This is a genomic window from Pseudomonas sp. KBW05 (assembly GCF_003852405.1).
In the GTDB taxonomy this organism is placed as follows: Bacteria; Pseudomonadota; Gammaproteobacteria; order Pseudomonadales; family Pseudomonadaceae; genus Aquipseudomonas.
This window is the reverse complement of sequence record NZ_QAJM01000030.1, coordinates 1-25,771: the sequence shown is the minus strand read 5'-3', so window position 1 is coordinate 25,771 and position 25,771 is coordinate 1. Positions and strand designations below refer to the sequence as shown.

Sequence of the window (25,771 nt, the reverse complement as noted above, 5' to 3'; positions counted from 1 at the left end):
GTGCGCATCAGAAGCGCGTGTTGAGTTCCAGTTGCATCACATCCACTTCAAACGGCTGGCCGTAGACTTCCGAGGCGCTCAACCAACGCGCACTGGCGTAGATGTTCTTTTCGATGCCGTAGTTGGCACCAATGAAGTAGCCCTTGGCGTTGGTACCACCGAGGTGGAACGACGAGTCGTTGAAGCCATCAGGCAAGGCGTCGGGCTGGATGTATTTGTAGCCAGCCAACACGTTCCAGTCGCCGCGCTTGCGCATCTCCAGGGCACTGCCGAGGGTGAACGAGACCATCAACGCATTGCCGCCACTTTCAAACTCGCCGTTGCTGTTGAGGTTGTTGACGATGTGCCCTTCGCTGCGCTTGAGCATCTCGCCCTTGTCGTAGCCCAGGTTGTGGATGAAGTTGGCTTGGCTGCGCAGCTTGAAATCGCTCGGCAACTCGCTGTCCCACACCGCGTTGAGGTCGAGGATGTTGAACTTGGACGCAAGGCCCACGAACTGCGGCTCCGGCGTCTTGCCTGGGGTGGCCGGGTTGGGCGCGATGTCGCGCAGGTTGAACACGCTGTTGCCCTTTTGCATAAAGGCCACGCGCGAGCCGTCGGTGTCGCAACCCGGCTTGCCTTCCCACGGTTTGCACAGGCTGGAGCGCTCGCCTTCGATGTTCTGGAACTGGTAGTAGGCGCCCGCAAGCTTGAGGTTGTTGCTGCGGTTGATCTTCCAATCGGCGCCGATCTGCCCGCCAAACAGCCATTTGGTGTCGCTTTCTTCCTTGTCGAAGCCGTTGCTGCTGGCGGTGTCCGAGGTGTATTCCACCGGGAACGCGCCGAGGGTGCCGAACAGGTTCCAGTCGCTGGCGAGGCGGTGGTTGAAGATCGCCGCCACGCCGTCGAAGTTGAGGTCGTTGGAATACATCATGTCGGTGGAATAGAACGGGTTGGCAATCCGCCCGCCGGTCAAAGTGATCATGTCCGAGGCTTTCCAGCTCAGGTAACCCTGGTCGAGCCAGATGTCCTTTTTGCCAAAACCACCGCCGAGGGTCTGGGTGGTGGACACCGGGTTGTTGTCGGAGCCGGTGCCGAGGCGGATGCCGGCGGTCCATTCCGGCGAGATCACCGCCTTCATGCCCAGGCGGGCGCGGATGCGGAACAGGTTTTCGCGGTCTTCGCGGGTGTTGAGCAACGGCGGCAGTTGCGTGCTGGAGTTCGGATTGACGTCATACGGCCCGTTGTTGTTGAGCTTGGCGTAGTCGGTGATGGTGTCGTCGTTCTTGCCCGAAAAGTAGCGCGACTCGTCACGCAGGCGGATATCGCCATCAAAGGTCACGCGGGATACCCAATCCGGAAAGGTATTGGGCTGGGCCCAGTTTTCCTGCTTGGCGGTGGCCATGACTTCAGCTTTCACCTGGTCGCGGATCTGGTCACGCACCGCTTGCGGCACGTACTGCACGCGCACATCCCCCGGCGCTGCCGCAGGCCCTGCGGCGACCACCGGCGCGGCATTCGCCTGGCGCGCTTGCAGGGCTTCTTTTTCCGCCTGGGCAATCAGCCCGTTGGCGGTGTCCTGGGTCAACACGCCCTGCTGCACCAACAGGCGGATCAGGTTGATGGTGACGTTTTCCGAAGGTGCAACCGGGGCGGCCGTCGCTTGGCCAACCAGGGTCGCGATGACCATGCCGACCGCCAGGGTCAGTCGATTCACGGGGGAAATCATGTGTACGCAACTCCTGTAAAAAACCGTAGAAAAGGGTTCGATCATTCCGGGCGCCGGCCCTTGAGGGACAGGCGTACCGGCATCGTTACGGCGGCTGGCACCCGTTGCGTGGCATGGGGCGCCCGCAAGGCGGCCAACACCTGGGCATCGGTCTCGGCATCACCGCTGGACTTGGCCAACTCGGCACGGGTGACCTGGCCATCGGCGTTCAGCCACAAATCGGCCTGCACCGCGTACGCCTTCTTGCGCAACTCCGGGTCTTCGCGCAGCAGGCGCTGAAACACCCCTGCCAGGTACTGCTTGTAAGTGCCGGTACCCAAACCGCCACCACCGGAACCGGCCATACCGCCGCCTTTGCCGGCGCCGATGTTGAAACCGTCATTGCCCGACTGGGCATCGCCGTCGATCTGCATCGGGTTGGCCAAATCGTCCGCCGGTGAAGGCGGTGCTTCGTCCGCGGGCTTGACCTCTTCCGGCTCGGGCGTGGGCACCGGCTCGGGGATTTTTTCTTCGACCTGGGGCTCAGGCTCCTTGGGCTTTTCCGGTGGCGGCGGTGGCGGTGGCGGCAACGGGATAATCGTCGGGATCTTTGGCGCTTCGCGGCGCACGCCACTCATGTCATTGGCCCACTGCCACAAGAACCAGGCCGCCACAGCGCCCAGCAAAAGGCCTGCGCCCCACTTCAACGGGCGCAGCGGCGGCTTGTTCTTGACCGGCAGTGGCGGCATCGGGATCTGTGCGGTCATGGCTCAGCCCTGGCTCGGTTTGCCGGTGACCAGCCCGACCTGGGACAGCTCCAGCCGTCGCAGCAAGTCGAGTACCTCGATCACCTTCTGGTACTGCACCAACGCGTCGCCGCGCACGATCACCGGGAAGTCCGGGTTCTGCGCTTTCTCGATGCGCAGGCGCTCTTCCAGCTCGCCGAGAGTCACCGGGTAGGCGTCGAGGAACACCTGGCCGCCGTCGTTGACGGAGATCGCCTTGGTCTTGGCCTCCGACAGCGACACCGAGGCGCTGGCCTTGGGCAAATGAATCTGAATGCCCGAGACCTGGGCGGTGGCGGTGAGGATAAACATCACCAGCACCACCATCAGCACGTCCACCAGGGGCGTGATGTTGATGCTATCGACGGCGGCATCATCGTCATCGTCGTGGGAGGCGTTTACGGAAGCCATGCTGATTCTCCTCAGGCCGGTACGGCAGCGTGATGCTCGCGGCGGTGCGCGGCTTCACTGGACTGGCTCTCGCCGTGCATCTCCGCCAGGCGGGTGATGAACTCATCGACGAACACACGCATGTCCGCGCTGACTTCCTTGTTGCGCGTGATCAGGCGGTTGTAGCCAAACAGCGCCGGGATCGCGACGAACAGGCCCATGGCCGTGGCCAGCAAGGCCGCAGCCATACCCGGGGCGATGGCGTTGATGTTCACGTCACCGGCCATGGCCGTGCCGAGGAACACCACCATGATCCCCAGCACAGTGCCGAGCAGGCCGATGTACGGGCCGCCGGCGATGGCGTTGGACAGGGTCGAGAGCTTGGAACTGAGGGCCTGGTTTTCGCGGGTGCGCACGCCGTCCATGGAGCAGCGGATGGCTTCGATGGTCGCCGCCGAGACGGACGAGGTGTCGGCACCCTGGGCGCGGCGGGTGCGGATTTCCTTGACCGCCACCAGGTACAGGCGCCACAGCGACGAATGCTGCAAGCGCGCGCCAAGCTGGGCGTCATCGGCATACATCTCCAGGCGCGTGCCGATCTGCGCAAAGTGCTCGCGGAAAATCTCGTTGGCACCGCTGACGCGACTGACCTGGCGGTTCTTGCGCAGCATGATGACCCACGACTGGAACATCATCGCCACCAGCACCAGGATGATCACCCAGGCGTCCACCGGCACGGCGTTGAGCAAGAAGCCCAGGCTGCCGAAACCGAAGCCCGACTGTTCTTCATCCACGCCGTAAGCCACCAGTTTCGACTCCGCGCCTTGGGCGCTGGCATCGGCCAACAGCAAGGTGGCCGGGCGCGCAACCTTGGACAGGCGCAGCTCATCGATGGCGCCGGCGAACGGCAGATGCGCGGTTCCGGCGTCCGGCAGATCGCCGCCGATGGCCAGTTGAGAATTGAACGCTGGCAGCGCAACCGCCAGGCTGGCCGTCTCGCGGCCATTAACAAACAGGGCGATTTTTTCACCCTCGGCGGTGAACGCCAGGTGCTGCCATTGGCCAGGGTTCAGCGGTTGGGTGGAGACCACGCGTTGGCCATCGACTTCCACAAACGGCGTGCCCTGGTTCAGCCCCAGCAGCAGGCTATGGGGACCGTCGCGGCGCGCCAGGACGATCTGCTCGCCACTGGCCTGATCCAGGCGCAACCAGGCGCTGAAGGTGAACGCGCCGCCCGCGGCGTGTTGCAGCGATGGGCTGGCCGGCAACAGCAGCGGCTGGCCGCCGAACTGCAAGGCGCGGCCGATCACGCCGTCGATGCTCGCGCCAGTGGCGTTGAGAGACGTGTTGGCGTAAGCCGTGGTGTCGCGGGCCGGGGTGCCGTTGGCACCGTCAAAGTGGTACAGCGCGGTGTAGTTCGGGTCGAACGCCAATTGGCCGTTGCTGGTGGCCGGGGCTTTCTGGTTGCCGTAGTACATCCACAGGTCCTGGCGCTGGCCGCCTTCGACCTTGGGCACATCGACCCAGATCAGCGCCATGCCCATCAGCGGGTCGAAGCTTTCGATCTGGTGGTTGAACACGGTCTTGTCATCGGCGCTGACAAAGCGTAGGTCGGCGCCGTCGTCCTTCACCCCATCAAAGGTGAAGTTGCCGGTGTGCAGGCGCACCAGCAGCGAGGTGCGGCCCAGGGCCTGGTTGATCGCGGCGCCTTGGGCGGTGGTGTCCACGGTGATCTGTTTGCGGTAGTGCCAGTCGTCTTGCCACCAGGCATGGGCGGTGGCCGGGAGCGTGAAGCCCAGGCAGATCAACAGGCTCAGGATTAGGCGTTGCATGGGTGAAGTCTCCGAAAGAAAAAGTCAGAAAGTCGCCTGCACACTGAAGTGCAGTCGCGAGTCCTGTTTCTGGGTGTTCGGTCCATTGAGCAGCGGGTAGCCCCAATCCAGGCTGCCGGATAACCATTTGCTCAAACTGGCGCGGGTGCCCAGGCCGACACTGGCCAGGCTGTATTCGTCTTCTTGCTCGGGCAGCGGGTCGTGCAGGCGCAGGCGTGCGCCTTCGGCGAACGCATAGAAGCGCCACTCCTGCACATAACTGCCGAGGTACTTGGCCACCGACGGCGTGCGCAGCTCCTGGGACAGCAAGTAACCTTCGTCCCCAGTGCGCTCTGCCGCCAGGTAACCGCGCACCGAGGTGGCGCCGCCGGCGGAATACTGCTCGTTGGACACCAGCGGCCCCGAGGCCAGCTGGAACGCCGCCTTCGACGCCGACTGCCAGTTGTTGGCGAAGGTGTAGGTGTAATTCAGGTCGCCCTTGAGCACCGCAAAACTGGCGCTGGCCTTGTAGCGCTTGTAGTCGAACTCTTCGGCATCGCTGCCGTAGCCAAAGAACGCACGGGTGCCCACCACCAGGTTCAGGCCCAGGCCCAGCTGGGATTGCTCGGTGTAGCGATAGCCGTTGTAGCCAAGGGTGAACGGCGCGTACTTGAGCGGCACCTGGTCGCGGCTGGCGCCGAATTGCATCTCTTCGTCGAAGTCTTTGAAGTCGATGCCGAACGAGAAGGAGTTGGCCCAGACATTGGTCGCCGGCAGGTTGTAGATCGCCGACACGCCGTAGGAATGGCCCTTGCCAAGCACGTTGCTGCCGCCGATGGTGGCGATGTTGCTGTCGGACTGGTAGCCGGTGAACTGCAAGGTCCAGCGCTCATCCAGCGGCGCGCTGTAGGAACCGGACCAGACCTTGGCGTTGCTGCTGTCCTGGGGCGCGGTGAAATAGGTCAGCGACACGCTGTGGCCCAGTTGCCAGAGGTTGTCGTAGCCCAGGGTAGCCACCGAGCGCAGCTTTTCAGTGTCGGCGCTGTAGTCGTTGTTCAGGCCGAGGCTGGCGTGCCAGGGGTTCTGGTCTTCCACCTGCAAGTCCACGTCCATGGTGCCGGGGCGCTGGCCTTCGTGCACCAGCGGCGTGACCTGGCGCCCGACGCCGCGGTTGAGGCCGGCGAGCTGGGTTTGCACGGTGGCAAAGTCCGGCACTTCGCCTTCCTTGAGGGCCGGCACTTCGTCGCGGATTTCCACCGGCGAGTAATGCTTGGCGCCGACCACTCGCACACGGCCGATCTTGGTTTCGCTGACTTGCAGGTAGACGATACCGTCATCGACCTTCTGCTCCGGCAGCTCGACAAACACCGACTGGTAGCCGCGCGCCTGGTAGATCTTTTGCAGCGCATCGCGGGCGCCTTCGATATCGCCCAAGGTCTTTTGCGGGCCGAGAAACGGGTACACCGCCTCTTCGATCGCCGCCGCATCGAGCACGGTATTGCCGCGCACGAAGTACTCGTTGACGTCCACCCGGCGTGCCGCGCCCTCCTCCTCGGCCTGCGCGGGCAAGGCCAAGGCCCCCAGCGTCAGGCAGCACAGCGCCAGCGTTGACTTGAACAGATGCTCCACACCGCCCCCTAACTTTCCAAGATTCTGCGCCGTCGCCGTTTGCACGGCGTTTGGCCTGCTCAATTGCTGGTTGTCGAAAGGTGGCTGTGCCGGGCCAGCCAGGTGTGCAGCAAGGCGAAGTTCAGCGAGAACTCCGGCATGTGCAGCAAGGCGCCACAAAACACTTCACCGATGATGGTCTGGATCAACTGCACCGCACGCGGGTTGCCCAGCACGCTGGCGATGTCCCGTTGCAGGACATGGATGCCCCACACTTTCTGGTTCAGGTCGAGGCCGACGAACCAGCGGAACAGCAGGTTGTAATTGAGTTGCTCATGCAGTTGTTGCTCGCTGGGCACCGAATACAGCAGTTGCAACAGGAGGATGTGCACCACGGTGTGCGGCGCAATCAGCATGCCCGGCTCGGGCTGGAGCCAGTCGCGATGGCTGTCGAGCACCTCGTCGATCTGCGGGCGCAGCAACACCAGCGAATGCCCCGCCGGGATAAAGCTGGAGACTTCCTTCAACGCGCCCTGCCAATCGTCCTGGGAGACGATCCACACCCACGGCGCGCCGTAGCGGTACACCGAAACCGGCTTCTTGCGCGCGGCTTCGACGATCTTCGACAGGCGCTGATCGAGCTCCTGCATACCGACTTTCGAGTAACGTTCCATAGTTCCCATTTGCCCCACTCCTGGCGTCCTGCTGACGGCTTTGGCGACGACTTTTGATCGTATCCAGCGCGTTACATAGGAGAGACGGGGGTGGGCGGGAGCTACCGAACTTTTGTCATGAAAGCTTCATTTAGGATTGGCTGGGGGGCAATTCCCAGGCCCCGACACGGTAGAAAATGTGTGCGGGCTTTTGTGTGGGAGCGGGCTTGCTCGCGAATGCGGTGTGTCAGTTGATACATGTACTGGCTGACCCACCGTCTTCGCGAGCAAGCCCGCTCCCACACAAGCCCGCTCCCACATTTGGATCTGCGTACATTCTCAAGCATCAAAAAAAAGGGCGATCGGTGATCGCCCAAAGCTACATCGAGAGGTCCTTCAAAAAACGCTACAAACTGATCTGTTGGCGCTCCTCATCCGTCAACCGCGCCCGCGCCTGTTCGCTCAGCGGCCCGGCGCCCAGCACCTGCACCGGGCTGTTGGGGTTGTAGCTGGAGCTCTTCTGCTCCGGCTCACGCGGTACCGGCTCCGTGCCAAAGCTCAGCACTTCCACGGTGACAATCGACGGCCGCCCCTGCTTCGCCGCCGCCTGCTGGTTGCGCGCGGCGTCTTCTGCGGCCTGGGACGCCGCCGCCCCCGCCGCGCTGGCCGAGCTCATGGCGCCGGTGTTGACCGTGGCCGAGACCGGCACCCCGGACGACTTGCCCTGGGTCTGGATGTTCGCCGCGTTCACCACCCGCAGGGCCGCGATGTTGATGTTGCCCGACACGCGAATGCCCGCCTCGCCCGCATCGATGGTGCCCAGCGGTGCGATCAAGTCGATGTCCCCCGCCGGCACTTCCGGGATCGGGTTGAGCGTGGCGATGCCCGCGCCGGTACTCGGCACCGACGGCGACAGGCTCACGTTGCCCCAGTTGTCGTAGACCCGCTTGGGCGGCGTGTACACCACGGTGGTCTTGGAACCGCGCCCGGCGTTGATGTCGCCCGCGGCGGTCCAGCCCATGATCGAGCCGCCAAAGGTGGTCATGATGCGGCTTTGCCCGAGCAGGATGCTGCCCATGGAGTACAGCTGGATATCCCCGGCGCCCTGGGTGATCACCCCGGCCGTGGACGGTGGTGCCGCGCCTTCGATGCCGAAGGTCTGGCCGCCGCCCGGGGTGAACATCTGGATCGAGCCACCGGCATTGGTGTGCACGCCCGAGCCGTTGAACAGGGTGATATCGCCCTGATAGGTGATCGGGTTGCCGGCCACATCCTTGTCCGGGAACAGCGCTGCAATCGCCGTACGACCACGCAGGTAGCTGCCCTGGCGCACGCCGCCGTCCTCGTTGTACTCGCGGCCAGCGGCCTTGAGTTCGGCGAAGTACACGTCGCGGGCAAACACCCGTTGCTGCTCGGCAGGCAACGCCGCGTAGTAGGCCCGCGCCTGCTCGCTGTCGCCGACAAAGCCGAAGCGCTCGGCCAGCCAGGTGACCAGTTCGTTTTCGTAGGTCTTGGCAACCTTGATGCCCTGCAGCGACTCACCGGGTTGCGCCTGGTTGAGCGGGTTCAGGTAGGTCGCGACGAAGCGCTGGTAATCCGGCCCGTTGGCGCCGACACCGGCCTGCATGACGATGCTCGCACCGGGGCGGGTATCGCCCGGCAGGATCGCGCCGAGGCTGGTCACACTGTGCTCGCCGCCGGCGCCGGTCAGCAGGATGTTGCGCCCGGCCGATACTTCCAGTAGGCCGGGGCCAGCGACTTGGAAGTTGCTGAAGAGGATGTCGCGGCCGGCGGAGACGATGGAGATGTCGTTGGGGTTTTTGTGGATGAAGAGGTTGTCGGTCGGAATCGAGCCAAACAGCCCCTGGAGGCCAAAAATACGACCACTACTGACGATATCCCGCCCAGCCATCATCCGAACCGCGCCATTCCCTTCATACCAGGTCTCACCTTGGTGCGGATCACTTGGGTTCGTGCCAAACGTGATACCCCTGCCACTGCTCACCCCGACCAGATCACCGTCCATCGCATAAAAGCGTGCCGGCTCAGTACTGCCAGCGGATGAAGCCGCCGTCGTGCCAGACCCGAATGCGAACAACGCCCGGGTAACCAAGTTGCCATTGACTGACAGGTTACTGGTAACCACTGCGTTACCAATACTGCCTTGATACGCAGGGTTCCAAGGGGTCGCCATCGCACTCTGCGCCGTCCCGGACTGGCTGACCGCCATGCCGCCAGCGTAGATCGAGTCCTGGGCGAGGAATTGCAACTGGCCATTCTGCCCAGGGGCCAGCAGCAGCGGATAAGTGAAACTGTTGTCCGAGTTGCTCTGCTGCTCGGCCGCTTTGCCGTAATACAAACTGCCACCCGCCGCCGTTGCTCGTAAAATTGACGGGTAGACCACGGCCAGGTCAGTCGGCGTACTGGATCGACTGAGGGGAGTCAGGCTACCGCCCAGGGAAAACAGGTCGATGGCCGTGTCCTTGGTCCACAACGTGAACCAACTGGCGCCGGTGCCCAGGGTGGTGCCTTGTGCAAACGGCGAGGCATAGTTGATTGGCACTCGGCCCGGGTCTTCAACGTTCTGCACCACCAGATCGCCCAGGGTCTGCACATTGAACGTCGCGTCACCCGGCACCAGGGTCAGCCCACCACGCGCCACGCCACGGGTCGAGACCAGCGGGTCGAATGCACGCGTCTCGCCGGGGCTCTGTTCGGTGGACGTATTGCCGTACAGCAGATCGACGCTGCCCAGGGTGGCGCTGCGCAACTGCACATCCCCGCGAAGGTTGACCAGCACGCCATCACGGTGGTCATCGGAGCTTGCAAGACTGGCAGGGTTCAAGCTGCCGCCGATACGCACCCGAAGATCGCCGCCGCCGGTCAACTGCAAGCTGCCATCGCCGGCGACCCTGCCCGTACTGCCGACTGCCAGCACCAGGCCTTGGCTATGGGGGTTCATCGCCGTGTTGCTGAGGCCATAACCTAGCGTATTCAAGACCCCGGCGTTGCCGTCGACATTGACAGTCAGGTCACCGCCACCGAGGGTGCCAAATCCGGTGAAGCCAAGCATGGTATCGGCCCCCGAAGGCGTCGCAGCGTAACTACCGAAGTTGATCCACCAGGCGCTCGGTTGCGCCTGCCCTCCGGTCGCCACCGCATTGCTGCCCTGGCGCCATAGCCAGTTGCCGACGCTGGCCGAGTCGGTCCCGATATCTTTGGGATCGGGACGCCCGACAGTGTTCAGAGTGGTGCTGGTGATATCACCGGTCAAATCGCCCCCGGCCGTGATCGTCAGATTACCCCCAGCCTCTGGATACCACGCCCGGTACAGGCTGGTGGGCGAGCCGTTGACGAACTGCTCGAACAGGCTGCCCGCGCTCAACACAGTTTTCGCCACTCCTTGCTTCGCCCTGGGCTGGTTATACGGGTCGCCCTCGAACGTGCCCGACGAGGACGTGCCGGCGGTGTACACCCCATACAACGAGTCCATGCTCAGGTTGCCTGCACTCAACAAGTCCAGGTCGCCGGTGCCGGTGCGGATGACACTCAAGCGGGTGCTCGCGGGTGCGGCGGCGTATTCCGGCGGGAATTTAAGTTGGCAAAGCGCGGGCGCACCGACACACACGACGGATACGGCAGGGTAGCCGATACGACTGAACATCTCGTCGGTCAAATCGGCGCCAAGCGCTACGGTGATGCCGCGTTGCGCGAATACGTTGACCGCCGACTGAGTGGCAGTGTACGGAACCTTAGACAAACAGAACTGCGGGGACGCACCACAGAAGTCCTCGACTGACCCCTTGTTCAGGCCATCAAGTACGGCCTGATCGACCGGGTCACCCACCTTGGCGCTCACCCCGACACCCGCCAGATACGTCACTGCAGCTGCCGTCCAGGTTTGTACGCCGCGAGGCGGCAATTGCTTGGAGAACATGCCGTAATGCGTATCCGCCAGGTGCAGGTCGCCGCTGCGCGGATGCGCTTGCAGGATACGGTTGTCGGCGGCCTCGGTATCGGCGCCTGCCACCAGGCGCAACGACCACGACTGCGTGCCCTCGGCCAGCATCGGCGCGATAGCCCAGAGCTGCCCGGACCCGCCAGCACGCAGTTGCACCGACTTCACGCCATCGGGCAATTTCACATTGGTGCCAGCAGGAATCAGCGCGCCTTTAGGCAAGTCCTTAATGCCATCGAGCAACACAAGGTTGTTGCTCGGATTGGCCTGATGCACGCCTGGCAACGGCACGCCTTTCGGCCAGAGCATGCCCTGCAACACGGTGCCCTCGGTCAACAGCGTACCGGCGCCCAGTTGCGTGCCCTCGGCCAATGTCTGCGCCTCGCTGAGCAAGGTGCCAGCGGCGAACAACAGATTGCCGCCCGCATCGCGCACGTCGGCCGCGACGACGCTGCCGGCCGGCAATACCAGCTCCTGGCCCAATGTCGCCGTTACCGGCAACCGGGTGTTGGCCGCGACCGTCAGGCCCTTGATCGGCAGGTCATAGTTCAGCGTGGTGCCCGCCGGGAACGCCGTGCCGTCGGCCAGGGTCACGCCGTTGCCCGGCACCACCACCGTACCGCCCCGGTAGTCGATACCCGGCAGCAATACCCAACCCTTGTCGTCCGCCGACACTGGCGGCGGCGCGAAGCCGTCGTTGATGCTACCGTAGATATTCAGGTCGCCACCGGCACGCAGGATCAGGCTGCCGGATTCACCGGAACCGTAGACCGCGTTGTCCTGCTGGCTATGGGGGTTGAGGCTGGCGTAGCGATAACGGGACAGGTCCAGGTCGCCCTGCACCACCAGGTCACCGTCCGCCGTCTTGCTGACGATTTCCACGCCGGGGCGCACATGGAAAGCATCGGCGTAGGTGGCGTTGTTCAGCCCAGCGAGTTTGTTTTGCAGCAAGTCGGTGTTCTGCAACGCGGCGTTGATGAAGTCGTTGCTCAGCGCGTGCTTGCCATCCAGGTAGCCCTGGGTGATCTCCTGATAGGGCTTGCCGCTGGCGGTGGCGTCAGTTTTTTCCGGGGCATCGTCGTAGGTGGCCATGCCATTGAGGCTGATGGAACGCGCGCCCTGGATCGTCACGCGGCCGCTGGCGTCGATGGCGATGTCGTTGCTGCCAAGGCGTGGTGCGTTGAGTTCCAGGGTGCCGCGATTGCGCCCGTCGTTGCCGGCCGCGCCGTCGGTGCCGTGGCGCAGGTCGATGCGGGCGCCGCTGGCAAGGGTCAGTTGGCCGTCGCCAGAGCCCAGCACCACCATGGCGCGGTTGGGCGAGTCGATGATCTTGCCGTAGCTGTCCACCCGCAGCTTGCTGCCGTGGGCGTCGAGCACCGCGGTGCCGTCAAGGGTCAGGCCGTGCTTGCCGGCCAGGGTAATGCTGCCGACGCGCTCACCGCTGGCATCCACCAGGCCGTTGACCCGCAGGCGGCCGTTGTCGAGGGACACGCTGATATTGCCGGCCTTGAGGCCGTTGCCGATGGTCAAGTCGCCCTGCTTGAGCTGGAAGCTGCGGCCACCATAGACCGCGCCCTGATTGAGGCGCCCGTTGAGGTCGGCAAATTGCTGGTCGAGGGAACCGCTGCCGCCCAGGTGCTGGGCCTGGAGTTCCACGGTCGCGGCCTCGTAGGGCATCGACGTGCCACCGGCTGCGTAATAGCCGCTGCTGCTACCCAGGATCTTGCCTTGCAGATCGACGATCCCGGCCGCCGCGTCGGTTGCCACCGCGCGCAATTTACCGGCCTGGTTGTGCTGGGCCGACAGGTCGATGGTCGAACCGGATGCCTGGCGGATATTGCCGTTGCGGCTGTCGAGCAACACGTCGCCGCCCCAGCCGTATTGGGTCACATCGTTGAAGGCGATGGGGCGCCCGGCCACGTCGATCAATGCGTCATCGGTCAACACCACATCGCCACGGGCACTGAGGCTGACCTTGCCGCTGGGCAACACCACCGCCCCGGCCACGCGAATGCTGTCGCCTTGCAAGGCCAGCTCGGCACCCTGGCCGCTGGCCGTGCCACGGGAACCTGCGGAGGCGCCGATATCAATCGCGCCACCGGCGGTAATGCGGTTGACCGAGCCGGCGACACCGGTCATCAGCGGAGTGCGAATGGTCAGGTTGCCGCCGCTGTACTGGAAGCCGGTGACCGGGTCATAGGCGCCCTGGCTCTGGTACACCTTCAGGCTGCCCTTGTGGTTGGCGGTGACGCGCTCGCTGGCGTTGAGATTGACGTTGGCAAACCCGAGGGCCAGGCGGTCGAAGCTTTTTACATTGCTCGGCTGGCCAAAGTCGCCATAGCCGAACTCGATGCGCTCGGCGTTGATGTCCAGGCGCCCGCTGCCGGTGCCCGCGCCGCCTGTCACCACGGTGCCAGGAGCGTTGGTGGCGCCCAGCCAGATCAGGTTGGCGGTGTGGATCGTCGCCACATCGTTGGCGCCTCCGGCGCCATACATCGCCGGGGTGGACAGCATCAGGTTGCTCAGCAGCGACTTGCCGGTGACCGGGTCGTAGGTGTCGAGGCGGGTGCTGCCGTAGAAGTTGAAGCTGTCACGGGCGGACAGTTGCAGGGTTTCCAGGGCGGGTGCGCCGAATTGCGTGTCGCCGCGCAGCAGGCGGTCGAGCAGCGCTTGGGTCAGGGTCAGCCCGGCGGGCACGCGGTTCCCCGCTGCGGCCAGGGCTTCGACGCTGCCCAGGTTGATCGCGCTGACACCCAGGTTGAGGTGACGGGTGCCGTAGCGCACCGAGTCGCCCAGTTGGAAGGTGCCGTCGGTCAACGCGACGATGCTGCCATCGGAATACAAGCCAGTCCCACCACTGCACGCGCCACTGTCGCAAGCACCCACGTTAATGCCCTGACTGACAATGCTTTGCGGGCGCGCACTGACCACATTGAGCAGCCCGTTGGACACGGCCAGCATGTTCAGCACCTGGTAGATAAACCCGTCACGCGCGTCGTAGCTGGCCTTGCCACGCCCGAGGGTGTTGATCGAGGCGCCCTGCTCGACCACGATGCCGCCCGTGTCACTGACCAGGAACACTTCCGGCGCGGCAAGGGTTGCGCCTTCGCGCAACGTCACCGTGCTGTTGGCGCCATTGAGGCCCCCTGCCAGCCCGATGAAGTTGCCGGACTGGCCGTACTCCACCACGGTCATCCCGCCCACCACCAGGCGTGAGGCGCCCAAGGCATTGAGGGTGTCGGCCTTGAGGGTGATGCCGGCGTAGTCTGCCGTGGCGGCCTTGCCGGCGCCGATCACTTCAATGCCCTGCCAAGTTGGGTCCGTCACGGCCACCGTACCGCCGTACCCGCCTGAAGCAGCCTCAAACCGCCCTACGCCCTCGAACGAAAAGCCATCGGCACCCGCACCGGGACGCAGCGCCAGCTTCAAGGTCTTGGCATCGGCTTCCAGCATCGGTCGCGGCACACCTAGCCGCGCGGCATCGGCCTTGGCGAACTGGGCATAGCTTGTTTCGTTGTATTGGGAGTAACGGCGCAGGGTATCGGCCGAGGTCAGGATCAACTGGCTGGCGATGCTGTTGCTGATCCCGGTATTGGCAATCGACAGGTGCCCGGAAGTGGCCCACGAGCCGTTGCGCATCAAGGTGGTCGCCGCGTCGCTGCCAAGCCCGGCGAGGCCATTGACCTCCACGCGAAAGGCCCCCGGCAGCAACGCGTAGGTGGAGGGCATCAGGGTGTAGGTGCCCGCCGGCAACCCCGGCACGCCGGCGCCGATCGTGACCTGCTGGCCGACCATTGGCGCTGAAGCGCCGCCCTCCGGCGCCACGGGCGCTGCACCCGTCTGAATCCCCGGCACAATCGCATAAACCGGGTTGGTGGCCAGGCCCGGCAGCACAAACCCACCGTTGGCGCCGAACTGCACCAGCGGGTTGAAGCGCGCATCGGTAGAGCCGCCACGCCCAGAAATAAAACCAGCCCCGAGCAATTCGCCGCCGCCGGACAGATCCAGCGTGGCCTGCGGCTGCACGGCCACCGTAGTACCGCCGAGAATCACCCCGACGCTCAGATCGCTCATCGCCGTGGCCACGCCACCCTGGCCGATAAACGTGACCTTTTGCCCGTTATAGCGGTACTCCTGGCCGTCCAGCGTGCCGCCATACGGCAGCACCAGGCCCTTGCCGCTCACCGAGGTGAGACTGCCCGGCAACAATTGCACCAGGCTGCTGCCCATGCTGCCGATATCGATCAGGCCCAATGGCGCACGCACCACACCGCCCTGGCGAACCGTCGCCGCGCCCAGTTGCAGGCGGCCGAAGGCCGAATACGGCATGGCGGCATCGGCAGTGCCGGTACGGCCGATGGTCAGCGTACGCAGCGGGTCGAATTGGATCGAGTTGTTACCCTCTGCCCCCAGATAGCCCGCAATCACCCGCGCACTGGCCTGGGTGCCCGGATACAACTGGGCCGCGCGCAGGGTCATATCACCCTGGGTCAGCAATTGGGTGCTGATACCCGGCGCAATTTCGTTCTCATTCGGCCCGGCGAGGAAGCGCAGGTCGCCCTGGCTGGTCAGGTTTACCTGATCAAAACCGCGACGTTCAATATCCAATAAGCTCCAGTCCGCCTGATTCAGGCTGCCCTTGAGGCCAAACAACACACTGCCGCGCACATCGATCAGGTTGCCACTGGCATTGAACTGCGCGACCGTCTCCAGAAACGACGGCTTGGGCAGCTCGATAATCGGGCGAATGTACTGGTCCTTGCCGGGCGTGTTGATACCGCTCAGCAATAGATACGGCGCCGACAGGCTGACCCGCGAATCATCCGCAGCATTTTCACTCAGGGCAAACGCCGAACCGAACAGGCGCAGGCTCTGCCCCATCGCCAGTGCAACGTCGCCGTCAAAGCCCATGATGCCGTTGCTCATCAGCGCCAGGTTATCAAAGCCGCCCGCACTGACTTGGTCCACACCCAGGCGCCCATGGCCGTATTCCAGGCCTGCGGCTGCGTCCTCTGGGGTGCCCGCCAGGTCGTGACGCTGATGGGTCTGGCTGATCAGCAATTCACGGCCCTTGAGCACCTGATCAACGGCGGTAAACCGCTCGTAGTTCGGGCTTTCCAGCGCCACGGCCAGGCTACCGCCCGCCGCGCCAGCGCCGCCCGCCCGGGCGACAAAACTGCCGTCCAGGTACAGGCCGTTATTCGACGCCAGGCTGATGCTGCCGCCATTGCTGGCCTGCTGCACCAGGCCCTGCCCGGCAATATTCAATGGCGCCTGGGTGCCGGAAGCGTCGAGGCGCGCACCTTCGCGCACCACCACAAACAAATCACTGGCGGTGGCAATGCCCGTCGCCAGGTCGAGGGTGCCGCCGATATTGATCGTGCCGCCGTCGCGGACCACACCATAGGCGCGGCCACGGTTGTCCAGCGCGGTCGCCGCCCGCGCTGCGGCATCGATCAGCGCGTGTTCGCCGACCCAGATCGATCGGCCATGGCCGAGGGAGTTCACCGCATCAGACGCGGCTGCGCGCAGCCCTCCCAGGGTGATGCTGCCGCCCCAGGCATTCAGCGTGCCGTCCATGTTCAATTGGCCGACGCTGCGCAGGTTGATGGCCTGACCCGGGTCGACATTGATCACCGCGCCTTGGCCCACCGTCAGCACGGTGCTTGCCATTTGCTCGGCGGTGGAATTGATCTCGCCGGCGTTCAAGCTCAGGGTTGCACCGCGACGCTGGGTCAGTACGCCCTTGATCGCGTCTTCCTGGTAGAGCTCGGGAGTCCAGCGCTCCAGGCCGATGGCCGGATCGCTGCCGGTGACGGCAGACAGCGCCTGCTCACCCGCGCGCAGCACCGGGGCGCTGACATCGACCTGCGTGCCGTCGGTGACCAGCAAGCCTTCGTTGCCCGTGATGTCGTAGGCGGAGAAGCCCTTGTTGAAGAAGTCACCCGCCAGTTTCAGGGTGTCGGCATCCGCAGCCACGGCGCTGTCGCCGATCTGCACCTTGCGCGTCTGCAACGCCAGGGTGCCGCCGCCGTTGACGCCGTAGCCGCGCAGCTCACCGTCCAGGCCCAGGGCGCCGAGTGCGCTCAAGGTCACGTTGCCGCCCTTGCCGCCTGCCAGCTTGCCGTCCACACCGAGCGTGGCGCCGGAAGACGCATCCACCACGCTACCGGCCGCCAGGCTGATGTTGCCGGTGCCGCGCAACGAGACCTTGCCGCCGTTCACATAGGCCACGCCGGTGTTGTTGGCAGCGTCCAGCAGCAGGTTGTTCCAGCGCCCGCTGACGTCCAGCTTGACCCCTTCCGCCACCGTCAGGCTGCCATCGCCCGGCAGGATCGTGTCGGCCACCGCGCCGTCCTTGAGCGGATCGACCTGGCTGAGAATGTTCCCGGCATGAATGCTGCCGCCGTGGGCCGTGAGGTTGGCGTTGACCGCCACCCCCGGCGCGAACAGGGTGATGGTGCCGCCGTCGGCGACGTTGAGTGCGCCGTTGACGCTGACCTGCTGATTGGCCGCAACCTTGACCGCGCCCAACTGGTAGCCGTTGAGCTGCTCACTGTCGAGCACAATCTGGCCCTGACGCTCGGTCGGCAGTTCCGTGGTGAGGTCGAGGCCGTCGGCGATTTTTTGCGTATTGCTGTCGATCAACACCTGCTCGGCCGTCGCGCCCAACGCATACCGCAAGGTGCCCGTGGTCTTGTTATAGATCGGCACGTACTGGCCAATGATCAACTGCGCGCGCTGGGCCATCGCGTTCTGCGATTGCTGGTAGCCGTCAAGGTTGATCGCCGGCGCCTGCATCTGCCGCTCGCCCTGGAACACATCGCTGACCACCTGCCCTTCGAGCACCGCACTGGTGGTGCCGACCACCAGCTTGCCGGCATCACGACCCACGGTATAACCGGCCTCGTTGCGCCCCTGCGGCGCGATCAGCGGGTTGTAGTAGTACTCGGTCTGGCCCCAGCGCACGCTGGTGTCTTCATAACCCTTGTAGATCCCGGAATAGAGAATGTCCCCCGGCGCCCGCGACAGCTCATACAGGCGGCGATCCGGGCCCTTGAGCCAGGTCTGTCGGATGTAGCCGTCCTGCACATCCACGGTGCCGCCCGACAGGTTGATCTGCGCGCCCTGCTGGGTCACCACATCCTTGCCGGTAAACGTCACGGTGCCGCCCTGGGCCATCCACTCGCCCACCGAGTGGCCCTGGGTGCCGAGGTAACCGCCGACTTCCAGCAAGCCACCCGCGGTGTACCAGCGGTCCGTGGCATAACCGTTGGTGCCCGCCGCGACAAACACCAGCTCGCGCAAGTCCACCCACACGTCGTTGTTGATCAGTTGCCCATTGTCGCGGTTGACCGCGACATCGCGCTGTTCGTTGCCCTGCACGTTGATCTTGATGTTGTTGGCTTCCATCGCCACCTTGACGCCGACCGCCCCCGACACGTCGATGACCGCGCCATCGCGCACCAGGCTGCGCTGGCCGGCGCTGACTGCGACCTGCCCCCCGGTGGCCAGGGTGATCGAGCCTTTCTGGAAGTCCACGGTGCCGCCGCTGACGATCTCGATGCGCGACTGGTCGGTGCGGTCGGCCACCGCGCTAAGGTGGTCGAACTGGCCGTCAATCAGGTTGGCGGGTTTGCCGTCGAGCAGGGTCAGACCGTTGTTTTTCTGGGTATTCAGGGCCGTGCTGCCGCTTGCATCCAAGAGGATCGCGGTGGTGCTGCCGGCGCCGAGGGTGACGCTGCCGGTGGTGTCGCTGGCCGAGTTGAGCAAGTGAATCGTGCCGCGTGTGTCCACCGAGGTGCTGGCCAGCGCCACGCCGTTTTGCTGGACCTGGTGACCGGTCAGGGTGATGTCGCCGGTGGAGGCCATGATCAGGCCGCTGTTGCTGACCTTGCCCGCCGCGCTCTCGAAGTTGAGGGCGGTGGCGACTTCATTGCCACGGGTGGTGGAGCGCTCGTTGCCCGCCGTGCCGACGCCTTTGCGGATATAGAAGCTGTCACCGGCCGCCAGGGTGGTCTGGCCCTTGGCGGTGATGATGGTGCCGGCGTTTTCCACCTCGGTGCCGAGCAGCAAGGCATAGCCGCCGGCATCGGTGGAGGTGGCGGCGTTGTGGGTCTGGATCAGCGCACCGCGTTGCACCTCGACCTTGCCGGCCGCATCGGTGAAGGTCGGCTGGGTGCCGGTGGTATCGACGTAGAGGCCGCGCTGGGTGAACTGCTCATCGGTGATGTTCGCCGCCGCCGCCACCAGGTTGCGCACATTGACCTGACTGGTGCCGCCGAAGACCACGCCGTTGGCGTTGATGATCATCACCGTGCCCGCGCCCTTGATCTGGCCCTGGATCTCGCTCGGCCGCGCATTCGGATCGTTGACGCGGTTCAGCGCGGCCCAGTTGGACTGCTGCTGGAAGTCCACGGTGGTGTTGCGCCCGACGTTGAAGGTCTCCCAGTTGAGGATCGCCTTGTCGGCGGTCTGCTCGATGCTCACCGTGGTCTTGCCACCCGCCTGGGACTGGGTCGGCGCCTTGGCGTTGATCCAGCCCTGGGTCAGGCTGTTGTCCACCTGCAAACCGCCCTTGCCCAGGCCATCGGGAATGTTCGACACCTGCCCCAACGCCGCCTGCCGCCCCGCCGCCTGCGCCGCCTGCTGGGCCGCAATCGCCGCGACGCTGGTGTTCAGCGTGCTGATGGACCGCGCCAGGCGCTGGTTGACCTGCGCCTGCTGGCTCAGCGTCGGCATGCCCGGCACCTGCCCCGCGCTCAAACGCGCAGCGGTGGTGGCGCGCGTCGCGCCTTTTTCGGCAAACCACGCAGCACTGAACGCCTGGGCGGCATGGGCATTGCCCGCCACCATCAACAAGGCAATGGCCTGGGCCAGCGGCTTGAGGCGCAACACGGTCTGGGCACGCGGGCCCTGGGCATTCAGCTTGAGCGTGGGTTTGCAGCGGACCATCGGGAATCTTCCTTCTTTGTTAGCGCCCCGGGGCAAGACAGGCGCACGTATGAGGGTTAGGCGGTTGGCGAGGGGCGCGACTGAACTTCTGTCATGCAAAGTTCATATACGGCTGCTAACGCAAAAAAAAATCAGCAACGGCACAGGCCGTTGCTGATCGGTGTTGCGGGTCGTTGAAAACAGGGGTTACAGCGGACGACCGATTTGGTTGCAGACGCTGGTGTTGCCGATGCCTTGGGCGTTGGAAGCAGTACCGAAGGTGTCAGTTACAGCGGTTTTCCAGTTGTCTGGCAGTGGAACGAAACGGTTGTCGTTGATCGCGGTGTCGTTGTTATCGAACGCACCGTAGTGGCGAGCGAAGAAGCCTTGCACTTGGGCAGTCTGGGCAGCGTTGGCGTAGCACTGGCTGAAGATCAGGTTAGTGAAGCCCAGGATCGGGTAGCCGGTGGATGGGTAAGCGAAGGTGGACGAACCGCTTGCAGTGGCGGCGAATACTGGAACCCAGTTGTCCTGGTCGGTGGCGTCGATGAACGAACCGTTAGGGCGGACTTGGGTTGGAGCAAGGATCTGACCGATAGCAGCCGAAATATTGGCAGGAGAAGGCGAAACACCGGCGACCTTGGCGACTTTTGTGGCGTCTTCCAGGCCAGCTAACGTGGACGCCGCATACGCCGGACTCATATAGGTGATACGACCTTCGCGAGCGTTCAACGCATTCATTGCCGCCTTGCTGCTGTCAGCAGGCACCGCACCGGCTGGCAACGTACCGGCGCTGACGCCAGAGATGAAACCGTAGCTGTCTTTGAAGGTAGTGGTGATGGCGAACTTCTTGGCTTCGTTGCACTTGGCATTAAGGAAGCGTGTAAACAATTCAGTGGTGCCGCTGGACTCCGACTGATAAACCACAATGATCGCGTCAGTACGACCAGAACCGTTGATCTGCTTCCAATTTGTCAGTCGGCCAGAGAACACGCCACACAACTGGTTAACACTCAGGTCAACCGCATTAGTACCTGCCTTGTTGAATGGAATAGCAACTGAAGTGGCGAACGAAGGTACCTGGATCAACTTGCCCCAGGTCGGTTGTTTGTTGGTTTTGTAAGCCAACAGTTCGGCAGCCGTCAGCTTCGAATCACTAGCAACCCAATGCACGTTCTTATTGGTAATACCTGGCCTTAACTTGCTGTAGTCATTCGTCAAGAAGGCAACCTTGCCCCGACCACTACCGACACCAAGGTAGGGAGCGAAACCGGCAGTCAATACGCCAGCCGTCTGATAGACAGTTTCTGGAAGCGTAGCACCGCCGCCGTTAAGGTCGGCCATGGCAGCCGGTGCTGAGCCCAATGCCGCAAGGGCCATGGATACCGCGAAAATCTTGGTGTTGAACATTACAAATCTCCTTTGCGTAGTTTCATCCGTGAGGTGATATCGACGTGCAAATAAAAAATCAGCAACGGCACAGGCCGTTGCTGATCGGTGTTGCGGGTCGTTGAAAGCAGGGGTTACAGCGGACGACCGATTTGGTTGCAGACGCTGGTGTTGCCGATGCCTTGGGCGTTGGAAACGGTCGCGAAGGTGTCGGTTACCGCTTGTTTCCAGTTAGCTGGCAGCGGTACGAAGCGGTTGTCGTTGATGGCAGTGTCGTTGTTACCGAAAGCACCGAAGTGACGAGCGAAGAAGCCCTGCACTTGACCAGTCTGGTTAGCGTCGGCGTAGCACTGGCTGAAGATCAGGTTAGTGAAGCCCAGGATTGGGTAGCCGGTGGATGGGTAAGCGAAGGTGGCTGGACCACTCGCAGCAGCAGCAAACACTGGAACCCAGTTGTCCTGGTTGGTGGCATCGATGAACGAGCCATCAGCACGGGCTTCGGTTGGAGCAGGGATCTGACCGATAGCAGCCGATACGTTGCCTGGAGCAGGCGAAACACCGCCAATCTTGGCAACTTTGGTAGCGTCATCCAGACCGGCCAAAGTAGTGGCCGCGTAGTCCGGGCTCATGTAGGTGATACGGCCTTGGGCAGCGTTCAGTGCAGTCATCACGCCCTGGCTGGTGGTAGCAGGCACTGCGCCGGCTGGCAAGGTACCGGCGCTGACGCCAGCGACGAAGCCGTAGCTGTCTTTGAAGGTCGTGGTGATGGCGAACTTCTTGGCTTCGGTGCACTTGGCGTTGAGGAAGCGGGTGAACAGCTCGGTGGTGCCGCTCGACTCGTCACGGTAAACCACGACGATCGGGCCAGTACGGCCGGAGCCGGTGATTTGGTTCCAGGTGGTCAGGCGACCGGAGAACACGCCGCACAGTTGTGGAACAGTCAGGTCAACCGCGTTGGTGCCGGTCTTGTTGAACGGAATGGCAACCGAAGTGGCCACCGATGGGACTTGGATCAATTTGCCCCAGGTCGGTTGTTTGTTGGTTTTGTAAGCCAGCAGCTCGGCAGCCGACAGCTTGGAATCGCTACCCGCCCAGTGCACGTTCTTGTTGGTCACACCGGCGACAAACTTGGTGTAGTCGTTGTTCAGGAAAGCAGCCTTGCCGTTGCCGCTGCCGACGCCGATGTAAGGGGCGAAGCCGGCAGTCAGTACGCCGGCAGTCTGGTACAGCGGCTGTGGCAGAGTGGCGCCGCCGCCGTTTACGTCTGCGAATGCAGCCTGTGCCGAGCACAGGGCAGCGAGGGTCATGGATACCGCGAGAACGTTGCGCTTAAACATGAAGAAGCTCCTTTCGTCGTGTTTGTACGTTTGGGGTAGATGGCTCTTGCATGACGCCATGGCTTCGGTCCCAAGCCGTCTTGCGGGGGTGGCCAGGGGTGAAAACCATGGGAGAGAAAGTCGCAGTTTCCGATGACGGTTATGGGAAAAAACCTCGGGAGGAAACGCTTGATTTTTAAAAAGATTCTCGGGTGTTTTGGTCATGGTTTTGAGCGGTTTGGGGGTAGGTGACAGCGAGGTTTCAGTGGGTCGGGCTGGAGGCCGTATAGAGCTTGGGATGTGACGGAATGAGGAACCCGAGGTTGGACGGGAGTACCTCAATCCCAGCTGAAAAAACACAAATCCATGTGGGAGCTGGCTTGCCTGCGATAGCGGTGGGTCAGCTAAAAATGTGCCAGCTGGAAGACCGCTATCGCAGGCAAGCCAGCTCCCACAGTTGATTTGTGTTCACACAGCAGGATCAGGTGACGAGTTGGTTTATTTCGATGATGGGCAGCAATACGGCCATGACGATAACGAGCACGACCGCGCCCATCACCACGATCATCAGCGGCTCCAGCAACGCGGTCATGCCCATCGCCCGCCGCTCAATATCCCGCGACAACGTCTGCGCCGCGCGCGCCAGCATCGGCGGCAGCGCGCCGGTTTTTTCGCCGCTGGCGATCAGGTGGATCAGCACCGGCGGGAACACCTTCTCCACCGCCAGCGCCGGGGCGAGGTTGACGCCTTCGCGCACTTTGGCGGTGGCATCAGAGACGCACTGGTCGAGGCGGTCGTTGGACAGGGTTTGCCGCGCCGCCTCCAGCGCGCGCAACAGCGGCACACCGGCGCCGCCAAGGATCGCCAGGGTCGAGGCGAAGCGTGCGGTGTTGAGGCCCAGCACAAAGCGCCCGATCAGGGGCAAGCGCAATACGCGGCTGTGCCAATTCAGACGCGCCACGGGGTTGCGCAAATACAGGCGCCAACTCCAGAACCCGCCGACGATCCCGGCAAAACACAGCCAGCCCCAGGCGCGGATGAAGTCGCTGGCGTTGAGCATCGCCAGGGTCAGCCCCGGCAAATCCTGGCGCGCCTGGGAGAACGCGCTGACCACCTGCGGCACCACGTAGCTCAACAGGAAAATCACAATGCCGATGGACACCAGCCCCACCACGCCGGGGTAGATAAACGCGGTGAGGATCTTGCCGCGCAGGTTGTTGCGTTCCTCGATGTAGTCGGCGAGGCGTTCCATCACCTGGGCCAGGTCGCCGGACTCCTCCCCCGCCGCGATCAGCGCACGGTAGATCGACGGAAAGTCCCGTGGCCGTGCGGCCAACGCCTCCGCCAGGCGCATGCCGCCACGCACATCGGCGCGTACGGCGGCCAGGGTCTGGGCGATGTGTTTTTTCTCGGCTTGCTCCACCGTCGCGCTCAACGCCGCTTCCAACGGCAGGCTGGCGCCCAGCAGGCTGGCCAATTGGCGCGTGGCCCAGGCCAGGTCGTTGTCCGAGAGCTTGGGGGTGAACACACTGCTGCTGCCCGCCGCTTGCTGGTTGCCTTCGAGCTGCACCAGCAACGCGGTCAAACCGCGCCCACGCAGGCTGGCAAACGCCGCGCTCTGGCTGTCGGCCTCCACATGGCCGGACTCGACCTTGCCGCTGGCATCGGCGGCTTCAAAACGATAGCGATTCATCAGGCGTCCCGTGTCACACGCAGGATTTCTTCGGGGGCGGTGGCGCCGCTGCGCACCCAGCGTTCGCCGTCTTCACGCATGCTGAACATGCCAGCGCGGCGGGCGGCCAGGCGCAGGTCCTGCTCGCCGGCGCCCTGGTGGATCAGGCTGCGCACGTCGTCATCGACACTGAACAATTCATGGATACCCGTACGGCCGCTGTAGCCGATCTGGTTGCAGTGCGCACAGCCGACCGGGCGCCAGGTGCCGGGCGCGGCCGGGTCTTCCTGCTTGCAGTGCGGGCACAGGCGGCGCACCAGGCGCTGGGCCAACACGCCCAGCAACGACGAGGCGAGCAGGAAGGGTTCGACGCCCATGTCGATCAAGCGGTTGACCGCCGACACCGCATCGTTGGTGTGCAGGGTCGCCAGCACCAGGTGCCCGGTGAGCGAGGCCTGCACGGCGATTTGCGCGGTCTCCAGGTCGCGGATCTCGCCGATCATGATGATGTCCGGGTCCTGGCGCAGGATCGCGCGCAGGGCGAGGCCGAAGGTCATGTCGATCTTGGCGTTGACCTGGATCTGGCTGATGCCCGGCAGGTCGTATTCCACCGGGTCTTCGACGGTGAGGATATTGCTGGTGCTCGCGTCCAGCCGCGCCAGGGCGGCGTAGAGGCTGGTGGTCTTGCCGCTGCCGGTGGGCCCGGTGACCAGCACGATGCCGTGGGGCTGGCGGATCAGGGTGTCGAGGCGGGCCAACAGTTGCGGCTCCATGCCCAGGGTTTCCAGTTGCAAGCGCCCGGCTTGTTTGTCCAGCAGGCGCATGACCACGCGTTCGCCATGGCCGGTGGGCACCGTGGACACGCGAATGTCGATGGGCCGCCCGGCCACACGCAAGGCGATGCGGCCGTCCTGGGGCAGGCGTTTTTCGGCAATGTCGAGTTGGGCCATGATCTTGATCCGCGAGACCAGCGCGCCGTGCAGCGCCTTGCGGGGGGACACGACGTCGCGCAGGGTGCCGTCGACGCGGTAGCGCACCACGGAGTGGGTTTCGTAGGGTTCGATGTGGATGTCGCTGGCTTCGTCGCGGGCGGCTTGGGTGAGCAAGGCGTTGATCATGCGGATCACGGGGGCGCCGTCCTGGGTGTCGAGCAGGTCGGTGACTTCGGGCATGTCTTGCATGAGGCGGTCGAGGTCGACTTCGTTTTCGGCGGCTCCCACGACGGCGGCGGCGCTGCCGGTGTCGGCGTAGGCGCTGGTGAGGAGGCCGTCGAGTTCGTCGTCGCGGACTTGTTCGATGGTTGACTGGCCGTATTGACGGTGGACTTCGCTGATGGACCAGCCGGGGGTTGAGGGGCACACCGTTAGCAGCATGCCTTCGGCGTTGTTGCGCAGGAGGATGCGTTGGGATTTGGCCCAGGCGTAAGGGAGTAGGCTCATTGGCGTGGCCCTGTTTTTATGGGTACATATCCGTTTTTTGGGTAACGGCGGCTATTGGTTTCGCCCTTACGGCGGCTCACTTTTGAAAAGCGCAAAAGTAAGCAAAACGCTCTTGCCCCAACACTCGGT

The 25,771-nt window shown here is 63.8% G+C and carries 11 protein-coding genes; all 11 read right to left on the bottom strand.

The features are described 5' to 3' along the window. Positions 1-7: 7 nt before the first annotated feature. The gene (locus tag DBR46_RS24785; RefSeq protein WP_124528330.1) at positions 8-1,708 is read right to left on the bottom strand and encodes a putative porin; all 1,701 of its coding nucleotides are present in this window, start codon (positions 1,706-1,708) and stop codon (positions 8-10) included. Positions 1,709-1,749: 41 nt separating this feature from the next. Next, on the bottom strand, positions 1,750-2,454 hold the full coding sequence (locus tag DBR46_RS24780) for an energy transducer TonB (RefSeq protein ID WP_017738392.1): 705 nt from the start codon (positions 2,452-2,454) through the stop codon (positions 1,750-1,752). 3 nt (positions 2,455-2,457) lie between these two features. Then, on the bottom strand, positions 2,458-2,883 hold the full coding sequence (locus DBR46_RS24775; protein ID WP_017738393.1) for a biopolymer transporter ExbD: 426 nt from the start codon (positions 2,881-2,883) through the stop codon (positions 2,458-2,460). An 11-nt stretch (positions 2,884-2,894) separates the two neighbouring features. Then, positions 2,895-4,694, bottom strand: coding sequence for a DUF2341 domain-containing protein (locus DBR46_RS24770; protein WP_124528329.1), 1,800 nt, complete (start codon positions 4,692-4,694; stop codon positions 2,895-2,897). A gap of 24 nt (positions 4,695-4,718) precedes the next feature. Further along, positions 4,719-6,302 (bottom strand): ShlB/FhaC/HecB family hemolysin secretion/activation protein, encoded by a 1,584-nt coding sequence (locus tag DBR46_RS24765; protein WP_124528328.1) that lies wholly within the window; start codon positions 6,300-6,302, stop codon positions 4,719-4,721. A 59-nt stretch (positions 6,303-6,361) separates the two neighbouring features. Then, the gene (locus tag DBR46_RS24760) at positions 6,362-6,955 is read right to left on the bottom strand and encodes a transposase (RefSeq protein WP_017738396.1); all 594 of its coding nucleotides are present in this window, start codon (positions 6,953-6,955) and stop codon (positions 6,362-6,364) included. A gap of 385 nt (positions 6,956-7,340) precedes the next feature. Continuing rightward, positions 7,341-19,847 carry a filamentous haemagglutinin family protein gene (locus DBR46_RS24750; protein WP_124528327.1) on the bottom strand — a complete coding sequence of 4,169 codons (12,507 nt, stop codon included), beginning with the start codon at positions 19,845-19,847 and terminating at the stop codon, positions 7,341-7,343. A gap of 186 nt (positions 19,848-20,033) precedes the next feature. Next, on the bottom strand, positions 20,034-21,236 hold the full coding sequence (locus DBR46_RS24745) for a substrate-binding domain-containing protein (protein ID WP_124528326.1): 1,203 nt from the start codon (positions 21,234-21,236) through the stop codon (positions 20,034-20,036). Positions 21,237-21,349: 113 nt separating this feature from the next. Beyond that, positions 21,350-22,552: a substrate-binding domain-containing protein gene (locus DBR46_RS24740; protein ID WP_124528325.1), complete on the bottom strand. Its 1,203-nt coding sequence runs from the start codon at positions 22,550-22,552 to the stop codon at positions 21,350-21,352. Between the two features lie 460 nt (positions 22,553-23,012). Then, on the bottom strand, positions 23,013-24,224 hold the full coding sequence (gene gspF / locus DBR46_RS24735; protein WP_124528324.1) for a type II secretion system inner membrane protein GspF: 1,212 nt from the start codon (positions 24,222-24,224) through the stop codon (positions 23,013-23,015). Continuing rightward, positions 24,224-25,642 (bottom strand): type II secretion system ATPase GspE, encoded by a 1,419-nt coding sequence (gene gspE, locus DBR46_RS24730; protein WP_124528323.1) that lies wholly within the window; start codon positions 25,640-25,642, stop codon positions 24,224-24,226. The genes gspF and gspE overlap by 1 nt, the downstream gene beginning before the upstream one ends. Positions 25,643-25,771: the final 129 nt, after the last annotated feature.